Source organism: Kitasatospora sp. NBC_01302 (assembly GCF_035976515.1).
GTDB lineage: Bacteria > Actinomycetota > Actinomycetes > Streptomycetales > Streptomycetaceae > Kitasatospora.
Window position 1 is genome coordinate 7,885,151 of the sequence record NZ_CP108404.1, and the last position, 16,768, is coordinate 7,901,918.

General features: G+C 71.3%; 17 protein-coding genes and 2 pseudogenes. 9 read left to right on the plus strand and 10 right to left on the minus strand.

The features are described from left to right. Positions 1-206: 206 nt before the first annotated feature. Positions 207-1,049 (minus strand): siderophore-interacting protein, encoded by an 843-nt coding sequence (locus OG294_RS34415; protein WP_327070472.1) that lies wholly within the window; start codon positions 1,047-1,049, stop codon positions 207-209. A 176-nt stretch (positions 1,050-1,225) separates the two neighbouring features. After that, positions 1,226-3,076, minus strand: a complete 1,851-nt coding sequence (locus tag OG294_RS34420; protein WP_327070473.1) for a gamma-glutamyltransferase family protein — start codon at positions 3,074-3,076, stop codon at positions 1,226-1,228. 320 nt (positions 3,077-3,396) lie between these two features. On the opposite strand from OG294_RS34420, the gene OG294_RS34425 reads away from it, so the two are divergent. The 3 genes from OG294_RS34425 (at position 3,397) to OG294_RS34435 (ending at position 5,547) form a co-directional block, all read left to right on the plus strand. Continuing rightward, entirely contained in the window at positions 3,397-4,032 is a 636-nt protein-coding gene (locus tag OG294_RS34425; RefSeq protein ID WP_327070474.1) for a hypothetical protein, read from the plus strand. Between the two features lie 112 nt (positions 4,033-4,144). Then, positions 4,145-4,804: a hypothetical protein gene (locus OG294_RS34430; RefSeq protein WP_327070475.1), complete on the plus strand. Its 660-nt coding sequence runs from the start codon at positions 4,145-4,147 to the stop codon at positions 4,802-4,804. Between the two features lie 101 nt (positions 4,805-4,905). Beyond that, positions 4,906-5,547 carry a DUF2461 domain-containing protein gene (locus OG294_RS34435; protein ID WP_327070476.1) on the plus strand — a complete coding sequence of 214 codons (642 nt, stop codon included), beginning with the start codon at positions 4,906-4,908 and terminating at the stop codon, positions 5,545-5,547. Between the two features lie 102 nt (positions 5,548-5,649). Here OG294_RS34435 and OG294_RS34440 read toward each other — a convergent pair whose 3' ends face one another. Further along, positions 5,650-6,567, minus strand: a complete 918-nt coding sequence (locus OG294_RS34440; protein WP_327070477.1) for an aldo/keto reductase — start codon at positions 6,565-6,567, stop codon at positions 5,650-5,652. 193 nt (positions 6,568-6,760) lie between these two features. On the opposite strand from OG294_RS34440, the gene OG294_RS34445 reads away from it, so the two are divergent. Then, complete coding sequence (locus OG294_RS34445) at positions 6,761-7,762, plus strand: ArsR/SmtB family transcription factor (protein ID WP_327070478.1); 1,002 nt, start codon at positions 6,761-6,763, stop codon at positions 7,760-7,762. 31 nt (positions 7,763-7,793) lie between these two features. On the opposite strand, the gene OG294_RS34450 is transcribed toward OG294_RS34445, so the two are convergent. After that, the gene (locus OG294_RS34450; protein WP_327070479.1) at positions 7,794-7,928 is read right to left on the minus strand and encodes a hypothetical protein; all 135 of its coding nucleotides are present in this window, start codon (positions 7,926-7,928) and stop codon (positions 7,794-7,796) included. Between the two features lie 9 nt (positions 7,929-7,937). Further along, positions 7,938-9,194, minus strand: coding sequence for a GNAT family N-acetyltransferase (locus OG294_RS34455; RefSeq protein ID WP_327070480.1), 1,257 nt, complete (start codon positions 9,192-9,194; stop codon positions 7,938-7,940). A 146-nt stretch (positions 9,195-9,340) separates the two neighbouring features. Between OG294_RS34455 and OG294_RS34460 the strand changes: the two genes are divergently transcribed. Then, complete coding sequence (locus OG294_RS34460; protein WP_327070481.1) at positions 9,341-9,724, plus strand: bleomycin resistance protein; 384 nt, start codon at positions 9,341-9,343, stop codon at positions 9,722-9,724. A gap of 100 nt (positions 9,725-9,824) precedes the next feature. Further along, positions 9,825-10,175: a hypothetical protein gene (locus OG294_RS34465; RefSeq protein ID WP_327070482.1), complete on the plus strand. Its 351-nt coding sequence runs from the start codon at positions 9,825-9,827 to the stop codon at positions 10,173-10,175. Between the two features lie 147 nt (positions 10,176-10,322). Here OG294_RS34465 and OG294_RS34470 read toward each other — a convergent pair whose 3' ends face one another. The 4 genes and pseudogenes from OG294_RS34470 to OG294_RS34485 all read right to left on the minus strand — a co-directional run bounded on the left by OG294_RS34470 (position 10,323) and on the right by OG294_RS34485 (position 12,451). Continuing rightward, positions 10,323-10,901, minus strand: a complete 579-nt coding sequence (locus tag OG294_RS34470; RefSeq protein ID WP_327070483.1) for a hypothetical protein — start codon at positions 10,899-10,901, stop codon at positions 10,323-10,325. Positions 10,902-11,252: 351 nt separating this feature from the next. Further along, positions 11,253-11,437 (minus strand): annotated as a pseudogene (locus OG294_RS41255) (transposase); the annotation flags it as partial. A 155-nt stretch (positions 11,438-11,592) separates the two neighbouring features. Beyond that, a pseudogene (locus OG294_RS41260) lies at positions 11,593-12,022 on the minus strand (transposase); the annotation flags it as partial. Positions 12,023-12,031: 9 nt separating this feature from the next. Continuing rightward, the gene (locus OG294_RS34485; protein WP_327070485.1) at positions 12,032-12,451 is read right to left on the minus strand and encodes an ATP-binding protein; all 420 of its coding nucleotides are present in this window, start codon (positions 12,449-12,451) and stop codon (positions 12,032-12,034) included. Between the two features lie 300 nt (positions 12,452-12,751). On the opposite strand from OG294_RS34485, the gene OG294_RS34490 reads away from it, so the two are divergent. Then, positions 12,752-13,639 carry a helix-turn-helix domain-containing protein gene (locus OG294_RS34490; protein WP_327070486.1) on the plus strand — a complete coding sequence of 296 codons (888 nt, stop codon included), beginning with the start codon at positions 12,752-12,754 and terminating at the stop codon, positions 13,637-13,639. Continuing rightward, the gene (locus OG294_RS34495; protein WP_327070487.1) at positions 13,626-13,838 is read left to right on the plus strand and encodes a DUF397 domain-containing protein; all 213 of its coding nucleotides are present in this window, start codon (positions 13,626-13,628) and stop codon (positions 13,836-13,838) included. Before OG294_RS34490 ends, OG294_RS34495 begins: the two co-directional genes overlap by 14 nt. Positions 13,839-14,212: 374 nt before the next feature. Here the strand turns inward: OG294_RS34495 and OG294_RS34500 are convergent, their stop codons facing one another. Then, the gene (locus OG294_RS34500; protein ID WP_327070488.1) at positions 14,213-14,788 is read right to left on the minus strand and encodes an HD domain-containing protein; all 576 of its coding nucleotides are present in this window, start codon (positions 14,786-14,788) and stop codon (positions 14,213-14,215) included. Between the two features lie 712 nt (positions 14,789-15,500). On the opposite strand from OG294_RS34500, the gene OG294_RS34505 reads away from it, so the two are divergent. Beyond that, positions 15,501-16,760, plus strand: a complete 1,260-nt coding sequence (locus tag OG294_RS34505; RefSeq protein ID WP_327070489.1) for a hypothetical protein — start codon at positions 15,501-15,503, stop codon at positions 16,758-16,760. Positions 16,761-16,768: the final 8 nt, after the last annotated feature.

Below are 16,768 nucleotides of genomic sequence, written 5' to 3' on the forward strand. Positions count from 1 at the left end.
TCCACCGGCAAGCTAGCCGCCCCCGGCGCCCGCCGCCCCGTGACCCGCCCGCCGGCCGGTCGCGGTGCCCCGGGTGGCTGAGCGCGGGGCCGGGGTGTTGCGGTGGCGGGCGGCGGGTCGCCGGGGTGTTGCAGTGGCGGGCGGCGGGGTGTTGCGGCAGCGGGCTGCAGGGTGTTGCGGTGCCGGGGGCCTTGGCGGGCGCCGGGTCAGCCGGTCTGCTCCTGCTCCGCCTCCACCTGGGCGTTCCACTCCCGCTTGGCCGCACGCCAGGCCTCGTCGCTCTGGCCGTACCGCCAGTAGCCCGAGATCGACAGCCGCTCGCGCGGGACGCCGTGCTCCACCCGCAGCTGGCGTCGCAGCTCCTTCACGAAGCCGGCCTCGCCGTGCACGAAGGCCGACACCGTGCCGGCCGGGAACTCCAGCGCGCGCACGGCCTCGACGAGCGCCTCGCCCACCGGGCGCCGGCCGCGGTGCAGCCAGGTGAGCTCGACCGCTGCCGGCGAGACGATCTTCTGCTCCTCCGCCGCGTCCGGGACCTCGACGAAGGCGTGCACCACGGCGCCGGCCGGCATCCGCTCCAGTGCCGCCGCGATCGCGGGCAGGGCGCTCTCGTCGCCCGCGAGCAGGTGCCAGTCGGCGTCGGCCTCCGGCGCGTAGCCGCCGCCGGGGCCCTGGAACCGCACCGTCTCGCCGGGCTGCGCGCCGGCCGCCCACGGGCCGGCCAGGCCCTCGTCACCGTGCACCACGAAGTCCACGGTCAGCTCGCGCAGCGCCGGGTCCCAGGCCCGCACCGTGTAGGTCCGGGTGACCGGCCACTGCTCGCGCGCGAACTCCTCGCGGATCCGCGCCAGGTCGAAGGGCTCGGGGTAGCTGACGCCGGCGGGCGCGAAGAGCACCTTGATGTAGTGGTCGGTGAACTCCGAGGCGTCGAAGTCGTCCAGTCCCGCACCGCCGAGGACCAGGCGCACCATGTGCGGCGTGATCCGCTCGTTGCGCAGGACCTGTGCCTCGCGGGCCCTCGGCGCTCTGCGGGTCGGCTGCTCTGTCATGGGGTCCCCCCAGGGAAATCGTGCAGGTCTGCAAGTAGTTAGGTATGCCTAAGTTAGCACTTCGCCGGGGGGAGTGCGCGAGTGGTGGAGTGCGTGGGTGATGGAGCGCGCGAGTGGGGCGTGCGCGAGTGGGGAGTGCGCGGGAGGTTGGGTGCGCGGGAGGTTGGGTGTGCGGGCTACCGCCCCGCCGCGTAGCCCTGCATGCCGCGCGGGTTCGCGGCGGCGGACAGGATCCCGGTCCGCGGATCGCGGGCCACCGCGCAGAGCCGGCCCTCGCTCCACGCCCCGGCGACCCGGACCCGGTGCCGGCGGCGGCGCAGCTCGGCGAGGACGTCGTCGCCGACCCGGGCCTCGACGGTGACCTGGGCGGGGTGCATGGCGTGCGGGTGGAAGGAGGACGGGAAGCTCTCCTGGTGCCAGTTCGGGGCGTCGATCGCGCCCTGCAGGTCGAGCCCGCCGCGCACCGGGGCGCGCAGGGCGACGGCGAGGAAGAAGTGCAGGCTCCACTGGTCCTGGGCGTCGCCCCCCGGGGTGCCGAACGCCAGCACCGGCTCGCCGTCGCGCAGGGCCAGCGAGGGCGACAGCGTGGTGCGCGGACGGCGGCCGGGGGCGAGGGAGTTGGGCAGTCCCGGTTCGAGCTGGGCCATCTGCAGGCGGGTCCCGAGCGGGAAGCCGAGCCGCGGGACGACCGGGCTCGACTGCAGCCAGCCGCCGCTGGGCGTGGCGGAGACCAGGTTGCCCCAGCGGTCGACCACGTCCAGGTGGCAGGTGTCGCCCTTGGTGGCGCCGTCGGGGGTGATGCCCGGTTCGGTGAGGGTCGGTTCGGCGGTGTTCGGTTCGGCGAGGGTCGGTTCACCGAGGCCGGGCGCTGTCGTCGCGCCGAGGCGGGGTGCGTCGAGGGCTCGCCGGCCGAGCCGGGGCAGCCGGCCGCCGGGGCGGCCCGGGCGCAGCTCGGCCGAGGCGAACTCGCCGACCAGTGACCGGCGTTCGACGCTGTAGGCGGGGTCGAGCAGGTCGGCCACCGTCACCTCGGCGTGCTCGGTGTTGTCGCCGTACCAGGCCTCCCGGTCGGCCATCGCCAGCTTGCCGCCCTCGATCAGGGTGTGCAGGTACGCGGGGGTGCCGTAGGCCGTGGCGCCCTGGCCGAAGTCCTCGGGCAGCAGTGCGAGTTGCTGGAGGAAGACCGGCCCCTGGCTCCACAGCCCCGGCTTGCAGACCGTCCAGTCGCGCCACGAGTGGCAGACCGGCTCCTCGTACGTCGCCTCGAAGGCGGCGAGGTCGGCGCCGGTGAGCACCCCCGCATGCGGTTCGCCGGAGGTGTCCATCGCCGGCCGTGCGGCGAACTCGGCCAGCGCCGCCGCGATGAACCCCTGCCCCCAGACCCGCCGGGCCGCGTCGATCTGCTGCTCGCGCCCGGCCCCGGCAGCCTCCGCCTCGGCCAGCAGCCGCCGCCAGGTGGCGGCGAGCGCGGGGTTGCGCAGCAGCGCCCCGGGCGCGGGCGGGCGGCCGTGCGGCAGGTAGAGCGCGGCGGAGCTGGGCCAGTGCGTCTCGAACTGCTCGCGCACCGCCGCGACCGCCGCCCCGACGGCCGGCACCGCCGGATGCCCGTCCGCCGCGTACCCGATGGCGTACCGCAGCACCTCGGACAGGCGCTTGGTCCCGTGGTCGCGGAGCAGCAGCAGCCAGGCGTCGACCGCGCCGGGGACGGCGGCGGCCAGCGGCCCGGTGCCGGGCACCTCGGCGAGCCCGAGCGAGGCGTAGTGCTCGATGGTGGCCCCGGCCGGCGCCCCGCCCTGCCCGCACAGCACCTGCGGGCGTCCCCCGGCCGGGGCGAGGATGATCGGCACCTCGCCGGCCGGGCCGTTCAGGTGAGGTTCGACCACCTGGAGGGTGAAGCCCGCGGCCACGGCGGCGTCGAAGGCGTTGCCGCCATCCTCCAGCACCGCCATCGCCGTGGCCGTGGCGAGCCAGTGGGACGAGGCCGCCATGCCGAAGGTGCCCTGCAGGGTGGGTCGGGTGGTGAACACTGCGACTCCTCGTGGTCGGTTCCGGCCCCCGTGTCCGGAGATGACTACCCAGCGGCGCGCCGCCCTGCGCGTGCGGGAACCTGCCGTCCGGTGCGGGCGTTGAGCGTGGTGCGGGGGCGGTGGGCCGAGCGACGGCGGGGCGGGAAGCGGCAGCGGGGCCGCCGAGGGTGCGTGACCTGGTGCTTTGGGACAGAACCGGGACACCGTCACGGCTCTGTCCCGGCGGCCGTTCGCGGCTGGACGGTCTCTGACGGCGCGTGGAAGTCTTCTTCTTGTTCGCGGCGGGGAGCTGCGGTCCACCACTCACGGGAGATCTTCAGATGCGTGTTCAGCGTGCCCTGGCGGCAAGTGCGGTCGTGGTCGTGGCGGGGCTCGGCATGACGGCCTGTCAGGACGACGTGACCGTCTCCGCCAGTACGAACGGCGGGCAGACGGCGTCGGCGGCGAGCACGGGCAAGGCGTCGGGCGGCACCGGCACCACGGGCTCGTCCTCGGGCGGCGCCGGCGCCAAGACTCCGGCCACGGGCGGCGCGGCCGCCAAGGACGCCGCCTGCACCACGAGCAACCTGATCCCCGACGTCTCGGCGGGCAGCCCCACGCCGGGGGCGGACGGCAACCTGACGGTCACCGTCTCGCTCGTCAACAAGGGCGACACCTGCTCCCTGTACGGCTTCGCCGGGGTCGACCTGACCCTCCCCAACGAGACCACCCAGGTGCCGCGCGGCTTCAAGACGCCGGGCACCGTCACCCTCGCCAAGGGGGAGGGCGGCATGTTCACCATCTCGTACCGCCCCAGCCCCAAGGGCCACTCCGGCACCAAGGTGACCACCATGACGATCACCCCGCCCGGGGAGACCCACTCGGTCAAGATGAACTGGCCGGGCGATGAGCTCGCCGCAGGTGCGGACGCCGGCGGCACGGACACGCTCTACCTGGAGCCGGTCGTCAAGCACTGACCGGTCGTGGATCATTGACCCGTCGTGGAGCACTGACCCGTCGTCAGGTGGTGACGGCTCGGCGGCAGGCCCCGCAGCGGTCGATCGTGTCCCATCTGGCAGGATCGACGCCATGCTGACTCCTGAAACCCGCCGATCGGCCAGTGCGGCTCGGCCGTTGATGCTGACCGCGCTCACCTCCCTCGCCGCGCTCACCGCGCTCGTGCTGGCGGGCTGCGGGACGACGCGGGTGACCACGACGGCGGGCACGGACACGCCCGCTGCGTCCGCTGTGAGCGGTGCGTCCACGGCATCGGCGAAGGCGTCCGCGTCAGGTGGGCCGGCCGATGTGCGGTGCCCCGGCGAGACGCCATCGCCCTCCGCCGCGGCCACGGGCGCGGCCACGGGCGCGGCCACGGGCGCGGCCGACCGGCCGGGCCAGGACGCGCCGCCCGACTATGCGGACAACCACGCCTACCAGGATGCCTTCCCGCTGCTCGGCCAGGACCGCTGCAAGGGCGTGGCCGAGGTCAAGCGGATCGCGGCGGCGCTCGAACCGCTGCGCACCGGCAGGGACTTCGTCCCCGGTGACGTTCAGGGACGACTCGCCGGGCTCGGCTACGCCCCGGCAAAGCTCCGCGTCTACCAGAACGGCTCGACCGGGGTCGGCTACACCGTCGACCTCGCGCCGGTCTGCCTGGAGGGGACGATGAGCCTGACCGAGGTCCGGACCGTGGCGCACGGCGGCTACCCGGACGGTACCGGCTGCTCGATGCCGCGGGGCGGCCACTGACGGCTGCCGTCGCCTGATTCCCACGGGCGGCGGTGAGACCCGCCGCCGATTTCACCGAGGGCCTCGGACTGCTGCGACCTCCTGTTGGATAGCCTGGGGCGGTGACTTTCGAAGGCTGGCAGGACGAGGCGCTGGAGTTCTACGAGCGCCTGGAGACCGACAACTCGAAGACCTTCTGGGCGGAGCACCGGGAGGTCTACGAGCGCGCGGTGCGCCAACCGATGGCGGAGCTGCTCGACCGGCTGGAGCCGGAGTTCGGCCCCGGCAAGATCTTCCGCCCCAACCGGGACATCCGGTTCAGCGCCGACAAGACCCCGTACAAGACGCACATCGGCGCCTTCCTGGAGGTCGGCGGCTACATCCAGCTCTCCGCCGACGGACTGGCCTGCGGCAACGGGATGTACCATCTGGCCACCGACCAACTGGAGCGCTACCGCGCCGCGGTGGCCGAGGACGTGACCGGCGCGGAGCTGGAGCGGGTGATCGCCCGGGTCACCAAGGCCGGCCCCGTGGTCACCGGACGCGACCCGTTGAAGACCGCGCCCCGCGGCTACCCCAAGGACCACCCGCGGATCGCGCTGCTGCGCAACAAGGGCCTGATCGCCTGGCAGGAGTGGGAGCCCGCCGACTGGCTCGGCACTCCCGAGGCCTACCGTCGGGTCACCGCCTTCCTGCGCGCCTCGCAGCCGCTGAAGGACTGGCTGGACGGCCACGTCGGGCCCAGCGAACTCCCGCCGCGCTGAGCCTTCCGGCCCGCCGGGCGGTCACGCGCCGCCCTGAGCCTTCCGGCCCGCGCTGAGTCTCCTGGCCTGCGCTGAGCCTTCCGGCCCGCCGGGCGACCGCGGTCACGCGCCGCGCTGGTGCACAGTCTCCAGGGCGGCCAGTTCCGCTCCGTCGAGGCGCAGCGCCCCGGTGGCCACGTTGGCGGCCAGGTGGTCCGGGTCGCCGGTGCCGGGGATGGCCAGCACGTGCGGGCCGCGGTGCAGCGTCCACGCGAGCCGGAGCTGCGCCGCACTGACCCCGCGCTCCCGGGCGATGGCCAGCACCTCCTCGTCGGCTTCGCCCCGCACGCCCGCCTGGCCGCCGGTGCCGGCGATCGAGTAGAACGGCACGAAGGCGATGCCCTGTCGGCCGCAGTCGCGCAGGAACGCGTCGTGGTCGGGCCGGATGCCCAGTCCGTACCGGTTCTGTACGCAGACCACGGGCGCGATGGCCCGGGCCTCGGCGAGCTGGTGCGGGTGGATGTTGGAGAGCCCGAGATGGCGGATCAGCCCGGCCGTGCGCAGCTCGGCCAGTGCCCCGAAGCGCTCGGCGACCGAGTCGGTGCCGACGATCCGCAGGTTCACCAGATCGAGGTGGTCGCGGCCGAGTTGGCGCAGGTTCTCCTCCACCTGGCCGCGCAACCGGTCGGGGGTCGCGTGCGGGAGGAACTCGCCCGAAGGGCTCCGGCTCGGCCCGACCTTCGTGGCGATGACGAGGTCATCGGGGTAGGGCGCCAGCGCCCGGCTGATCAACTCGTTGGCGGAGCGCAGCGGCGAGAAGTAGAAGGACGCCGTGTCGATGTGGTTCACGCCGAGCTCGACCGCGCGGCGCAGCACCCGGATCGCTCGGCCGCGATCGCTCGGCACGGCATCCTCGGCGAGGGCCTCGCCGTACTGCGTCAGGCGCATGGCGCCGAAGCCGATCCGGTTGACGGAGCGGTCGCCGAGCTGCCACGTGCCTGCCGATGCTGCGGTGATGGTGGTGGTGGTCTGTGGGGTCATGATCGGATGATGTGCGAGGGGTAGGGTGGACAGCTATTGATTAAGCAATGACAGAATCCAGAATCTGTCAGCTGTTCCCTGTTCCCTGTTCCCTGTTCCCTGTTCCCTGTTCCCTGATCGCTGATCGCTGTTTGTCGATCGCTGATCCCTGTCCGCTGCCCGCTGCTCTCACGTCTCCTGAGGAGTGATCGTCGTGCCCGCGGAGCTGACGTTCTCGGCGAACGACCTGGCGCAGATGCGCTTCGCCGTCTCGCCCATGTGGGAGCTCGGGACCAGCTTCAAGCTGCTGAACTCGGGGGCCGCGCACCCCGTGCACCAACGCTGGATCGACCAGGTGCGGCCCCGGGCGGTGGCCGCCGGGCTGGACCGGGGGTGGCTCGCCGAACTGATCCGGCCCGACGCGTACGTCCCCGACTTCCTCAACCCGGCACCGGCGGGACCGGCGCCGACCCTGGCCGCCGAGCTCGCCGCGATCCTCGCCGCCCCCGCCGAGCGGGTCCGCCAGGACCTCGACCGCCTGCGGCAGGAGCAGGGCCCGCTCGGCCCGCGCCTGCGCTCCCTGCGCGCCGAGCCGTCCGCCCACCTCCGCAGGCTCGCCGAGGAGATCGAGACCTACTGGGAGCTCGCGCTGGCACCCTACTGGGCGCGGATCCGGGCCGTGCTGGATGCGGAGGTCTTCCAACGGGCCCGGCAGGTCGCCGAGCACGGTGCGGTCCATCTCCTCAACGACCTGCACACCTCGGTGGGTTGGGACGACAACGTGCTGCGCCTGAGTCGTCGCAGCAACCCGATCTCACGGACGACGGCCGGTGCCGGGCTGCTGCTGATCCCCTCGGCCTTCACCGGATCGGTCCCGCTCACCCGGGTCACGCCGCCGGAGCCACCCCAACTCGCCTACCCCGCACGGGGTGTGGGCTCTCTCTGGGAGGCGCGGCCGGTCACCGGCAGCGCCGCGATCGCCGCCGTGCTCGGCCGCTCCAAGGCCCTGCTGCTCACCGAACTCGACACGCCGGCCTCCACCACCGAACTGGCCCGCCGTACCGGCCTCTCCGCCCCGGCCGTCTCCCAACACCTCACCGCCCTGCGCGACGCGGGCCTGACCAGCGCCCACCGCGCGGGCCGCTCGGTGCTCTACGCCCGCACCGCGGTGGCCGAGTCCGTGCTCGCCGCGACGGCCGCGCGAGGGGCCGGGTAAGTGGTGGACCACGGCCGACACCCGTCGCCGTTCAGCGGGTCTTGACGTCCAAGGTCCGGTCACCGGCGGGGTTCCAGCCCTTTCGGGTCGTCTCCCGGCCGTTCTCGTCCAGGACGACCAGCTCCGAGAGCCGGCCGTCGGCGTGCCAGTACCGCCACGCTCCCATGGCGTGGGGTCAGAACCAGTGCAGGCAGTGCGGGTGCCGCTCGGCGTGGAAGAGGATGTCGGCGCGGGTGGCCGCGTCCGGGCGGTGGGCGCGGATGTGTCCGGCGCGGACGAGTGTGCTGGGCGCGGTGCCGCCGAGGTAGATCGAGCCGAGGTCGTTCACGTTCAGGGAGAGGTCGGGGTCCCGATCCGTGCGGACGCAGTCGGCCTTGCCGTCCCGGACGGTCAGTAGGTAGCGGTGGTGCTCGCCGAGGAACGGGTCGTCGACGTCGAGGACGAGCTCGCCGTCCGTGAACCAGCCGCGTGCGGTCAACGCCTGCGGTATGTCCAGGAGCCGTACCCAGAGCCAGTCGGAGTCGTTGCTCACCTGGGCGGCACGGAAGTCCGCCAGTTGCCAGCGCAGCGGGTGCCCGGGCGGGAAGTGCTTGAACGCGACCTGGGAGACGAGGTCGTGGCCGAGCAGGAACTCGATCAGGGCGGTGCAGACGGCGTCGTCGGCGGCGATGGTCTCGTCGACCGTCAGAGTGCCTTCGCTGAGCACATAGCTGGCGTACCCGTCCGGGACGCCGTCGGTGTCGCGGTGGACGGCGACGTAGCGCGGCGCCGGAGCGATCGGGGGCTGCCCCGCGCCGCGGGTCCACCAGCGGTGCGGCCGGGACAGGGCGCCGGGCTGGGCGCGGCGGTACCGGTCGTAGACCTCTTCGAGGATCGCGCCGCACTCGGTACGCCGCATCACCTCGACCGAGCCGGTGGTCGAGCCGCTGGTCGAACCGGCAGCCGGGTCGGTGGCCGGGGCGTCTGCCCGTCCGTGCGCCCGCAGCGGGGCGAGGGCGCCCTGGTGGCGTGCCACCGTGAGCCGTCCCGTGTAGGTCGCCGGTCCGTAGCCGAACCTGCCGTAGATCGGGGCCTCTGCGGCCAGCAGGACGGAGAGGAACTCCCCGCGTGCCCGCAGCTCGGTGAGCTGGTGCCGCATCATCGCGGTGAGCACGCCCCGGCGCCGGTGCGAGGGCAGGACGCCGACGGCGGTGACTCCGGCGGCCGGGGCGATGGTCCCGCCGGGCAGGGTGAGTTCGAACGAGTACGCGGCGGCGGTCCCGACGGGCCGCCCGTCCGCGGTCAGGGCCAGCAGCCCGCGGTCCATCTCGAACGCCGACCACCAGACGCCGCCGCCATCGTCGTTCGGGGTGTCCGGGTGGAGCCCGAACGCGGTGTGGAGTGTGCTGACGAAGACGTCGAGGTCCTGGTCGGTCGTGGGACGGATGTCCATCGGTGCTGCTGCCTCCCCTGGGATTCGGGCACCACGGCTGCTGGTGTCCGGCCCACAGTGCAGCGTCGACCTGCGGCCGGGTCAAGTCAATTTCGCGGATCCGACGGACCTGGCCGCCCAGGACGGGCAAGCTCTAGGGTGGACGCATGGACGAGTACGCGGTGCCGATCCTGCCCAGCCGCGACCTGGGCGAGACGCTCACCTTCTATGCCCGGCTGGGCTTTGAGCAGCGCGGGGTGTCAACCGAGCAGGACGACTACCTGATCCTGGTGCGCGGCACCGTGGAGCTGCACTTCTGGCACCACCCCGAGGTGGATCCGCTGGCCACGGCGGGCAGTTGCTACCTGCAGGTCAGGGATGCGGATACGCTCCACCGCAGTTGGGCCGAGATCGGGGTGCCCAGCGACCGGGCCACCGGGAGCCGTCTGGAGCCGCCCACCGACACCGCTTACCGGATGCGCGAGTTCGCCCTCGTCGACCGCAGCGGCAACCTGCTGCGCGTCGGCAGCCCGGTGCGTCCTCGCCCCTGAGACCGGGAGCCTTGCAGCGCAGGCCGTCAGGGTGGTCGTCGTCACCGGAGCCGGACTGATCCGGTCGGGGCAGGTCGAGAAGGCCGAGTAGCCTCGCCCTATGGTGGATCAAGAGCGGTACGCCCTGTATCGGGAAGAGTCGAAGTTGCTGGCAGCGATCGGCGCGCACGTCGACGCCCAGGTCGGCAGTGTCACGGTGCGACTGCCCAGGGCGGTGGCCGAGGCCGCGGTGGCCGCTTGGGAGCGTGACGATCCGGACGGTGACTTCGACGAGGAGACCCATGAGCAGTACGCGCTGCGTACCCAGGCCGGTGATCTGGCACTGATCGGCCTTGCGATCTCGGACGATGGCCACTGGGAGGGCGAGGAGGTCGTCGTCGACCTGCATGTCCACTCCGCGGGGGCGGCCTGGCTCCAGGCTGCCGAGCTGGGACTGACCGGCCGGTCCTGAGAGGCGTCCAGGAGGTCAGGAGCCGGAGGCCCGGGTGGCCGCGCTGCAGGCCGACCTGGCGCTGCTATGCGCCGGCGGGGCAGCCCCCAGCCGTGACCGGCGACTGAGGGGCTCTTCCCGTACCGGAGTCGAGGATCCGACGGGACGTCAGTCGATCCCGATGACCTTGCCGTCGACCGTCGCCTTGACCTGCTTGGTGGCGCGAGTGCCCTGGACGTCGACGATGATCTGGATGTCGCTCGAGAACGGCAGCATGCGCTTGACGGCGGCGCTGGAGGCCTTGGCGCCCTCGATGTTCGCCGCGGCCGGTGAGTCGGCGAGCAGCTTGGCGAGTACCTCGGGCTTGACCGAGGTGCTGTCGAAGATGTTCTGCTCGAGGGCGCCGGGGTCGCTGTCGCTGATGTCGACGGGCCGTGGGTCCTGGACCTGCCCGTCGCGGTAGGTGAACCTGTTGACCTCGGTGGGCTTTGCGGGGTCGACGGCATCGACCTGCACGTAGTCCGCGTACACGTCGAGCTCGAGGACCTTCATCGGCGATGCGCCCACCTTTTTGGCTATCGCCTGGACGGCCTGGTCCATGGCCGGTGCGGCGAACAGGTCCGCCGTGGCTGCGGTGCTCGCGGCGGGCCCCGGCTTCGTCGCGGCGCCGATGGCCGAGCAGCCGGTGAGCGTCACGGTGACGGCGAGGGAGAGCGTGAGCGTGGCGATGGCGGAACGGCGGGGCATGTGAGCGTTCTCCAGTGGTGAGTAGTGCCGACCGGTCGGGGGAGGCCGGGTGTACCGCTCCGCCGATGGTCAGGTCTGCGGCTTCGCCGTGCCCCGCGATGGGCGGGCGGCTCGTGACCACGCAGGCGCGACGCTGGGCGAACCGGCGTTCCATTTCGTCGCGCTGCACAGGGTAGGGCACCGCATGTGGGTATCGAACTCGATGGCTTCCTGGCGGCCGATCATCGAACGTCACGTCATGTCCGTTCAGGTCATGACGTTTCGCGTCCGGACTCGCGCACGGCCTCCTCCACGATCGTGGCGCGGCGGGCGGTCAGCGGCATCGGTAGAACTACGCGGGTGCGCTACTGAAATTGAATGCGCGACCGGCGACCGGATGCCCTCCTGCGGGTTCAGGTCCGGAGCGCACAGGTGGGCAGCTGGAACACGGCCGGCCGGTCGGCGTTCGCCTCGATGAACTCCCGCAGTGGCTTGGCCAGGTGGAGGCGGACGTCGTCCCACACGAGGACGACCGGGCCGACGAGCCGGGTTCGGGCGGACGGGCGGCTGCATCGCCCAGCAGGCCGACCGTGCTCGCGCTCGTGCTCGCGCTCGAGCCCGGAATCAGAAGCTGCGCGGGCAGCCGACTGTTAACGGTCAATGCCTGCAACGCAGTTGTCAGATGGCGGTTCGAGCGTTGATGTCCGTTTCAAAGTGAGGCTCGGACGGTGCCGCCTGCGTGTTCGGCGACTCGGTCCAGCAGGGCGATGCCCGCGGCGTTGTCGTGCGTGTTCGCGGCCAGGACGATGACGGCGATGACCAGGCCCAGCACGTCGACGGCCGGGGCCCGTTTGCGACCGGGAGCCCGTTTCGCCGGATCTCGGCCGGTCGTGGTGGCGGGGCCCCGGAGGCCGCGCGGCCGCTCTGCGTGTTCAGTACCACCAGGGCCGGGTCCTCTGATCGCCGGGCCGGCTCGCGGACCTGGCAGCGCAGGAGCTCGTGGATGACCTGATCGGTCCCGTCGTCGCGCCAGGCGGCGAAGTAGTAGTCGCGCTCCACGGCGGCAGATCGTGCGGGAGGTGGGCCCACTGGCAACCGGTCCTGCCCTGATAGAGGATCGAGTTCACGATCTCCCGGGCGTCGGACCTTGATCAGCAGTCAGGGGGACAACTGCACCACACGCGTTTGCCGACCCCTTCGCGTGGTCCCCATCCCCACTTCTCGGAGAGCGTCTCCACGAGCAGCAGTCCGCGGCCCGAGCAGCCGTCAGGAGACTCCCGCAGGACGGGGTGCGTGCTGGAGGCGTCCTCCACCGCGATCCACAGGCGGTCCGGGTCCACCTCCAGTTCGAGGTGGACCCGCTGGCCGGGCCTGGTGCCGTGGAGCACGGCATTGGTCACCAGTTCGGTCACCAACAACTCGCCGTTGTCGACAAACCGTTCGCCTCCGTCGACGCGGGACAGGAAGTCGCGGAGCAGCTGGCGGGCGGCGGCCGGGGAGTGGTGGCTCTTCTGGAGCCAGCGGTGGTCGCGGGCGATCGGCATCGGTGCCCGGTCGATCGGTTCGTGCATGGTGGATTCCCCTTGTGTAGTAACGCCTGTTGTGCGGGTCGGGGGTGAACGGAGGGTGCCCCGACGACGGTCGGACGCGAGCACGGGGATGCCCGGTGATGAACCGTCATGATCACTTTGTGTCGTGATGTCCTCCACTGTGAGTAGCATGCTCTCCGATGGTGGCAATCTGCAAGACTTCATTCGGGGTCTTCGAATTGACCTATTCGAACAAATGACGCTCGTTGCGAATCGGGTCCACCAATGCTTTCATTTCGGATGCCAGGAGTGCCTCAACTGGCAACAGGGAAGGGAACAGTCATGGACAACGGCCCCACCGGTTCGACGGTGCCGCGCAGGCAGCTCGGGCGGAATCTGCGCGACCTCCGCAACCAGGCGCGGATGACGGTGCGGGCGGCCGCACGCCGGCTGGAGTGGTCCGAGGCGAAGATGTGGCGGATCGAGACCGGCCAGACCTCGCTGCGCAGCCTCGACGTCGAAGCGATGTGCAAGGTCTACGGCGCCCCGGGCCAGTTGACCGAGGCTCTGATGGCCCTCGCGAAGGAGACGAAGGCCCGCGGGTGGTGGCACGCCTATGGCGACGTGATCCCCGAGGGGTTCGACCTGTTCATCGGACTGGAGGAGGCTGCGTCACGGATCGACTGGTACGAAAGCGAGTTGGTTCCCGGCCTGCTCCAGACCGAGGAGTACGCGCGGACCGTCATCCGGGCCGGGAAGCCGGACGAGGACGACGAAGAGGTGGAGCGGCGCGTTCGCTTGCGGACGGCACGTCAGGTGCTGCTCACCAGGGTCACCGAGCCGCTGACCTTCGATGCGGTGATCAATGAGGCTGTACTGCGGCGCCCGATCGGTGGTCCGTCCGTCATGTCCGGCCAACTCGAACGCCTCCTGATCGTCAGTGAGTTGCCCAACGTGACGATCAAGGTTGTCCCCTTCAGTGCGGGTTTTCACCTCGGCGTGCTGTCGGGGTCGTTCGGAGTCCTGCGCTTCCCGCTCGATGGAAACGGGGCTGAGACCGAGCCTCCGACCGTCTATGCGGATGGCTTTACTGGTGACCTGTACTTGGACAAGCCTCATGAAGTCGAACGCTATGACGCCGCCTTCAAGAGCATTCGAGCAGCAGCGCTCGATGAGCAGGCGTCACGGCACCTGATCTCCGAAGTGGCAGGGAGTTATGGACAGGATTGATCTGACGCCGACACGGTGGTTCAAGTCCAGCCGCAGTAACGCGCAGTCCGCTTGCGTCGAGGTCGGCGCAGGCCTCCCCGGTGCGGTGCCTGTGCGGGACAGCAAGGATCCGCAGGGGCCCGCGTTGGTCTTCGGGCCCGCGGCCTGGCGGACGTTCGTGACGGCGCTGCACGGTGGGGGGCTCTCCGGCGACTGCTGAGCCGTTCCGTGAACACCGATGGCTCCTGGGCCCGTTCGGGCCGAGGGGCCATCATCTTTTGGCGTCCATAACGGAGTTCTCGGCTTGCTCGCGATCTGTTCTCGGTCTGTTCTGAATCATCGAGTCCCGGATCGGCTGCTAGAAATTGGGTCTCGCCCCGGTTCCTGTCCCCACTGTCGGCCGCTTGACCGGCCTTTGCGGGCCGAGTGCTGGGCCTTTCCAAGTGAGCAAGGCGGGAGCCGTGGTCCAGAACGACTTGTAGCCGTCGCGGGGTCGCTCTATTTACGGCCGCTTCGCGAATACCTGCTCGTACAGCGGTGCGATCTCCACCAATGCCTGGGCGCTGTTGGTTCCGAAGGCGGGTGTCTGCGAGGTCAACCGAGGTAGACCTTCTGCCACTCCAGTGATGTCATCGTCAGCGCGGCCTCGGCGAGGGTGCGCGCCGACTCGGTCTTGAGGCTGCCCAAACTACTGTCGATCCACGGCTGGACATTCTGGTATCCCTGCTCACGGTACTCCACGGCCTGGATCAGACACTCCAGCTTGTCCGCGTCGTGGGCGACCGTGACTTCCGGGCTCTCGGAGTTCGCGTACTCCTCCACGATGGCCTGCACACCGGCGGTCACGGCAGGGTGAGCGGCGCTCACCTGGTCGGCCGTTACCCGCTCGTTGGAGGCAGCAGAAAGGTAGCGCCGGCCGATGTGCGGGATATCGCTGATCCGCGTCTCCTGGGTGTCGTGGAAGAGGCACAGCAGCGCCACCTTGGCCGGGTCGGCACCCTCCATCATCGCGAGCACCGCGCCCACGACGCCGGTCCGGAACGAGTGCTCGGCGATCGTCTCGGGGTCCTTGACTCCAGCGATCCACCAGCCGGAGCGCTTCGCCCGCTTGAGCATGCCCGCCTCGAACAGGTAACCCGCAGTGCCCTTCGCCTGCCTGTCGTCCGTCATGGCCGTCCTTTGCCGTTGGATCGGTTGTCGTGGAAACCCCCCCACTCGCAGACCGTAGTGCAAAGACTCCAGCTCGTGGCGGGACTGTTGCGAAAGGCCGTCACCATCGAGCAACACGCTGCGGCCGGTCGTCATCGGGCAGTACAAGGGGGCTGTGAACAAGGTTGATCCGACGCCGGCATGGTGGTTCAAGTCGATCCGCAGGGGCCCGCGTTGGTCTTCGGGCCCGCGGCCTGGCGGACGTTCGTGACGGCGCTGCACGGTGGGGGGGCTCTCCGGCGACTGCTGAGCCGTTCCGTGAACACCGATGGCTCCTCGGCCCGTTCGGGCCGAGGAGCCATCGTGGTGTCCGGCCCGGAACGGAGTTCTCGGCTTGCTCGCGGTCTGTTCTCAGTCTGTTCTGGATCACCGGATTGGGCTGGATCGGGTGCTAGAAATTGGCCTCGCCCCGGTTCCCGCTGCCGGTCGGGTGGTCGAGCGGCGTCGCGGGAGGAGTGCCGGGTCATTCCAAGTCGAGGGAGGTGGACCAGATGAAGAAGATCGCCATCCGGAAGGCCGGATCCGTGCGTCTCACCAGCGCGGTTGGCGCGCTGTACGGCGGCTGCGGCTGTCCTGCCTGATAGTTCGTCAGCTATCTGTGCCGGCGACGGGTCCGCGCTCTGTGCGGACCCGTCGCCGGTGGCCCACTGTCCTTCTTCCGCGCGGAGGAGCCATGCCAGACAGGCCTGCGGCGGTGGACCCCGGCGAGGTCCGGGGACCGGGAGCGCCGGAGCGGCCGCTCGCCTTCCACCCGCTCACCTTCCTGCCCGAGGGCGACGACGTGACCGTCGGGCGGCCGGACGAGGGGGAGTTCGTCGTGCTGCCGGCCGACGGCGCCGCGCTGCTGCGCCGGCTGGTCGACGGGCAGACCTGCTCGCAGGCCGCCCAGTGGTACCAGGAGACCTACGGGGAGTCGGTCGACATCGCGGACTTCGTCGCGGATCTCGGCGAGTTGGGCTTCCTGCGCGGGGCGGACGAGCCCGTCGCCCCGCCGCCCGCGCCGGTGCGCTGGAGCCGGCTGGGCCGGGCGGTCTTCTCCCCGGTCGGCGCGGTCGTCTACCTGGCCCTGATCGCGGGCTGGCTGGCCGCCATGGTGCGCACGCCCGCACTCGTGCCGAGCTACCACCACCTCTTCTTCACCCACTACATGTCGGTGCTGATGGTGACGATGTACCTCAGCCAGATGCCGCTGGTGCTGCTGCACGAGGCCGCGCACGCGCTGGCCGGCCGCAGGCTGGGGCTGCGCTCCCGGCTCTCGGTGGGGCGGCGGCTGTACTATCTCGTGTTCCTGACCGCACTGGACGGCCTGGTGGGGGTGCCGCGCCGCAAGCGCTTCCTGCCCATCCTGGCGGGCATCCTCACCGACATCGCCGTCCTCGCCGGGCTCACCCTGCTGGCCGCCGTGACCCGGCGCGGCGACGGTTCGTTCCCGCTCGTGGGCGCCTTCGCGCTCGCCCTGGCCTACCTGACGGTGCTGCGGCTGCTCTGGCAGTGCTGGTTCTTCCTGCAGACCGACGTGTACTACCTGGTGGTCACCGTCCTCGGCTGCGTCGACCTGCAGACGACCGCCAAGCAGCTGCTCGCCAACCGCTGGTGCGCGCTGCTCGGGCGCCCCGCCCGCTTCGACCCGGAGGTCTGGCACCCGCGCGACCGGTCGGTGGCCCGCTGGTACTCGGTGCTGATGGTGGCCGGTTACGCCTTCTGCCTGGGCACCCTGGCGTTCGGCCTGCTGCCCAGCGCCGTCCGGGTGTTCGCCACGGTGCTGGCCCGGCTCTCCGCGCACGGCTCGCACAGCGCCGCCGGGCTGACCGACAGCGTGCTGTTCCTGCTGCTGAGCGTCGGCGAAGTCGTGGTGGCAGGCGGCCTGTTCCTGCGCGAACGGCGGAGTCGGCGAGCTGCTTCGGCCGCGGCCACCGCCTCGTCCCCGTCCTGACGCTCCTG

What these genes read in the sequence shown, in the direction of transcription:
- OG294_RS34415 (WP_327070472.1), bottom strand. Translation starts at nt 1,049, where the DNA reads ATGACAGAGCAGCCGACCCGCAGAGCGCCGAGGGCCCGCGAGGCACAG.
- OG294_RS34425 (WP_327070474.1), top strand. Translation starts at nt 3,397, where the DNA reads ATGCGTGTTCAGCGTGCCCTGGCGGCAAGTGCGGTCGTGGTCGTGGCG.
- OG294_RS34430 (WP_327070475.1), top strand. Translation starts at nt 4,145, where the DNA reads ATGCTGACTCCTGAAACCCGCCGATCGGCCAGTGCGGCTCGGCCGTTG.
- OG294_RS34440 (WP_327070477.1), bottom strand. Translation starts at nt 6,567, where the DNA reads ATGACCCCACAGACCACCACCACCATCACCGCAGCATCGGCAGGCACG.
- OG294_RS34450 (WP_327070479.1), bottom strand. Translation starts at nt 7,928, where the DNA reads ATGGGAGCGTGGCGGTACTGGCACGCCGACGGCCGGCTCTCGGAGCTG.
- OG294_RS34455 (WP_327070480.1), bottom strand. Translation starts at nt 9,194, where the DNA reads ATGGACATCCGTCCCACGACCGACCAGGACCTCGACGTCTTCGTCAGC.
- OG294_RS34460 (WP_327070481.1), top strand. Translation starts at nt 9,341, where the DNA reads ATGGACGAGTACGCGGTGCCGATCCTGCCCAGCCGCGACCTGGGCGAG.
- OG294_RS34465 (WP_327070482.1), top strand. Translation starts at nt 9,825, where the DNA reads ATGGTGGATCAAGAGCGGTACGCCCTGTATCGGGAAGAGTCGAAGTTG.
- OG294_RS34470 (WP_327070483.1), bottom strand. Translation starts at nt 10,901, where the DNA reads ATGCCCCGCCGTTCCGCCATCGCCACGCTCACGCTCTCCCTCGCCGTC.
- OG294_RS34485 (WP_327070485.1), bottom strand. Translation starts at nt 12,451, where the DNA reads ATGCACGAACCGATCGACCGGGCACCGATGCCGATCGCCCGCGACCAC.
- OG294_RS34490 (WP_327070486.1), top strand. Translation starts at nt 12,752, where the DNA reads ATGGACAACGGCCCCACCGGTTCGACGGTGCCGCGCAGGCAGCTCGGG.
- OG294_RS34495 (WP_327070487.1), top strand. Translation starts at nt 13,626, where the DNA reads ATGGACAGGATTGATCTGACGCCGACACGGTGGTTCAAGTCCAGCCGC.
- OG294_RS34500 (WP_327070488.1), bottom strand. Translation starts at nt 14,788, where the DNA reads ATGACGGACGACAGGCAGGCGAAGGGCACTGCGGGTTACCTGTTCGAG.
- OG294_RS34505 (WP_327070489.1), top strand. Translation starts at nt 15,501, where the DNA reads ATGCCAGACAGGCCTGCGGCGGTGGACCCCGGCGAGGTCCGGGGACCG.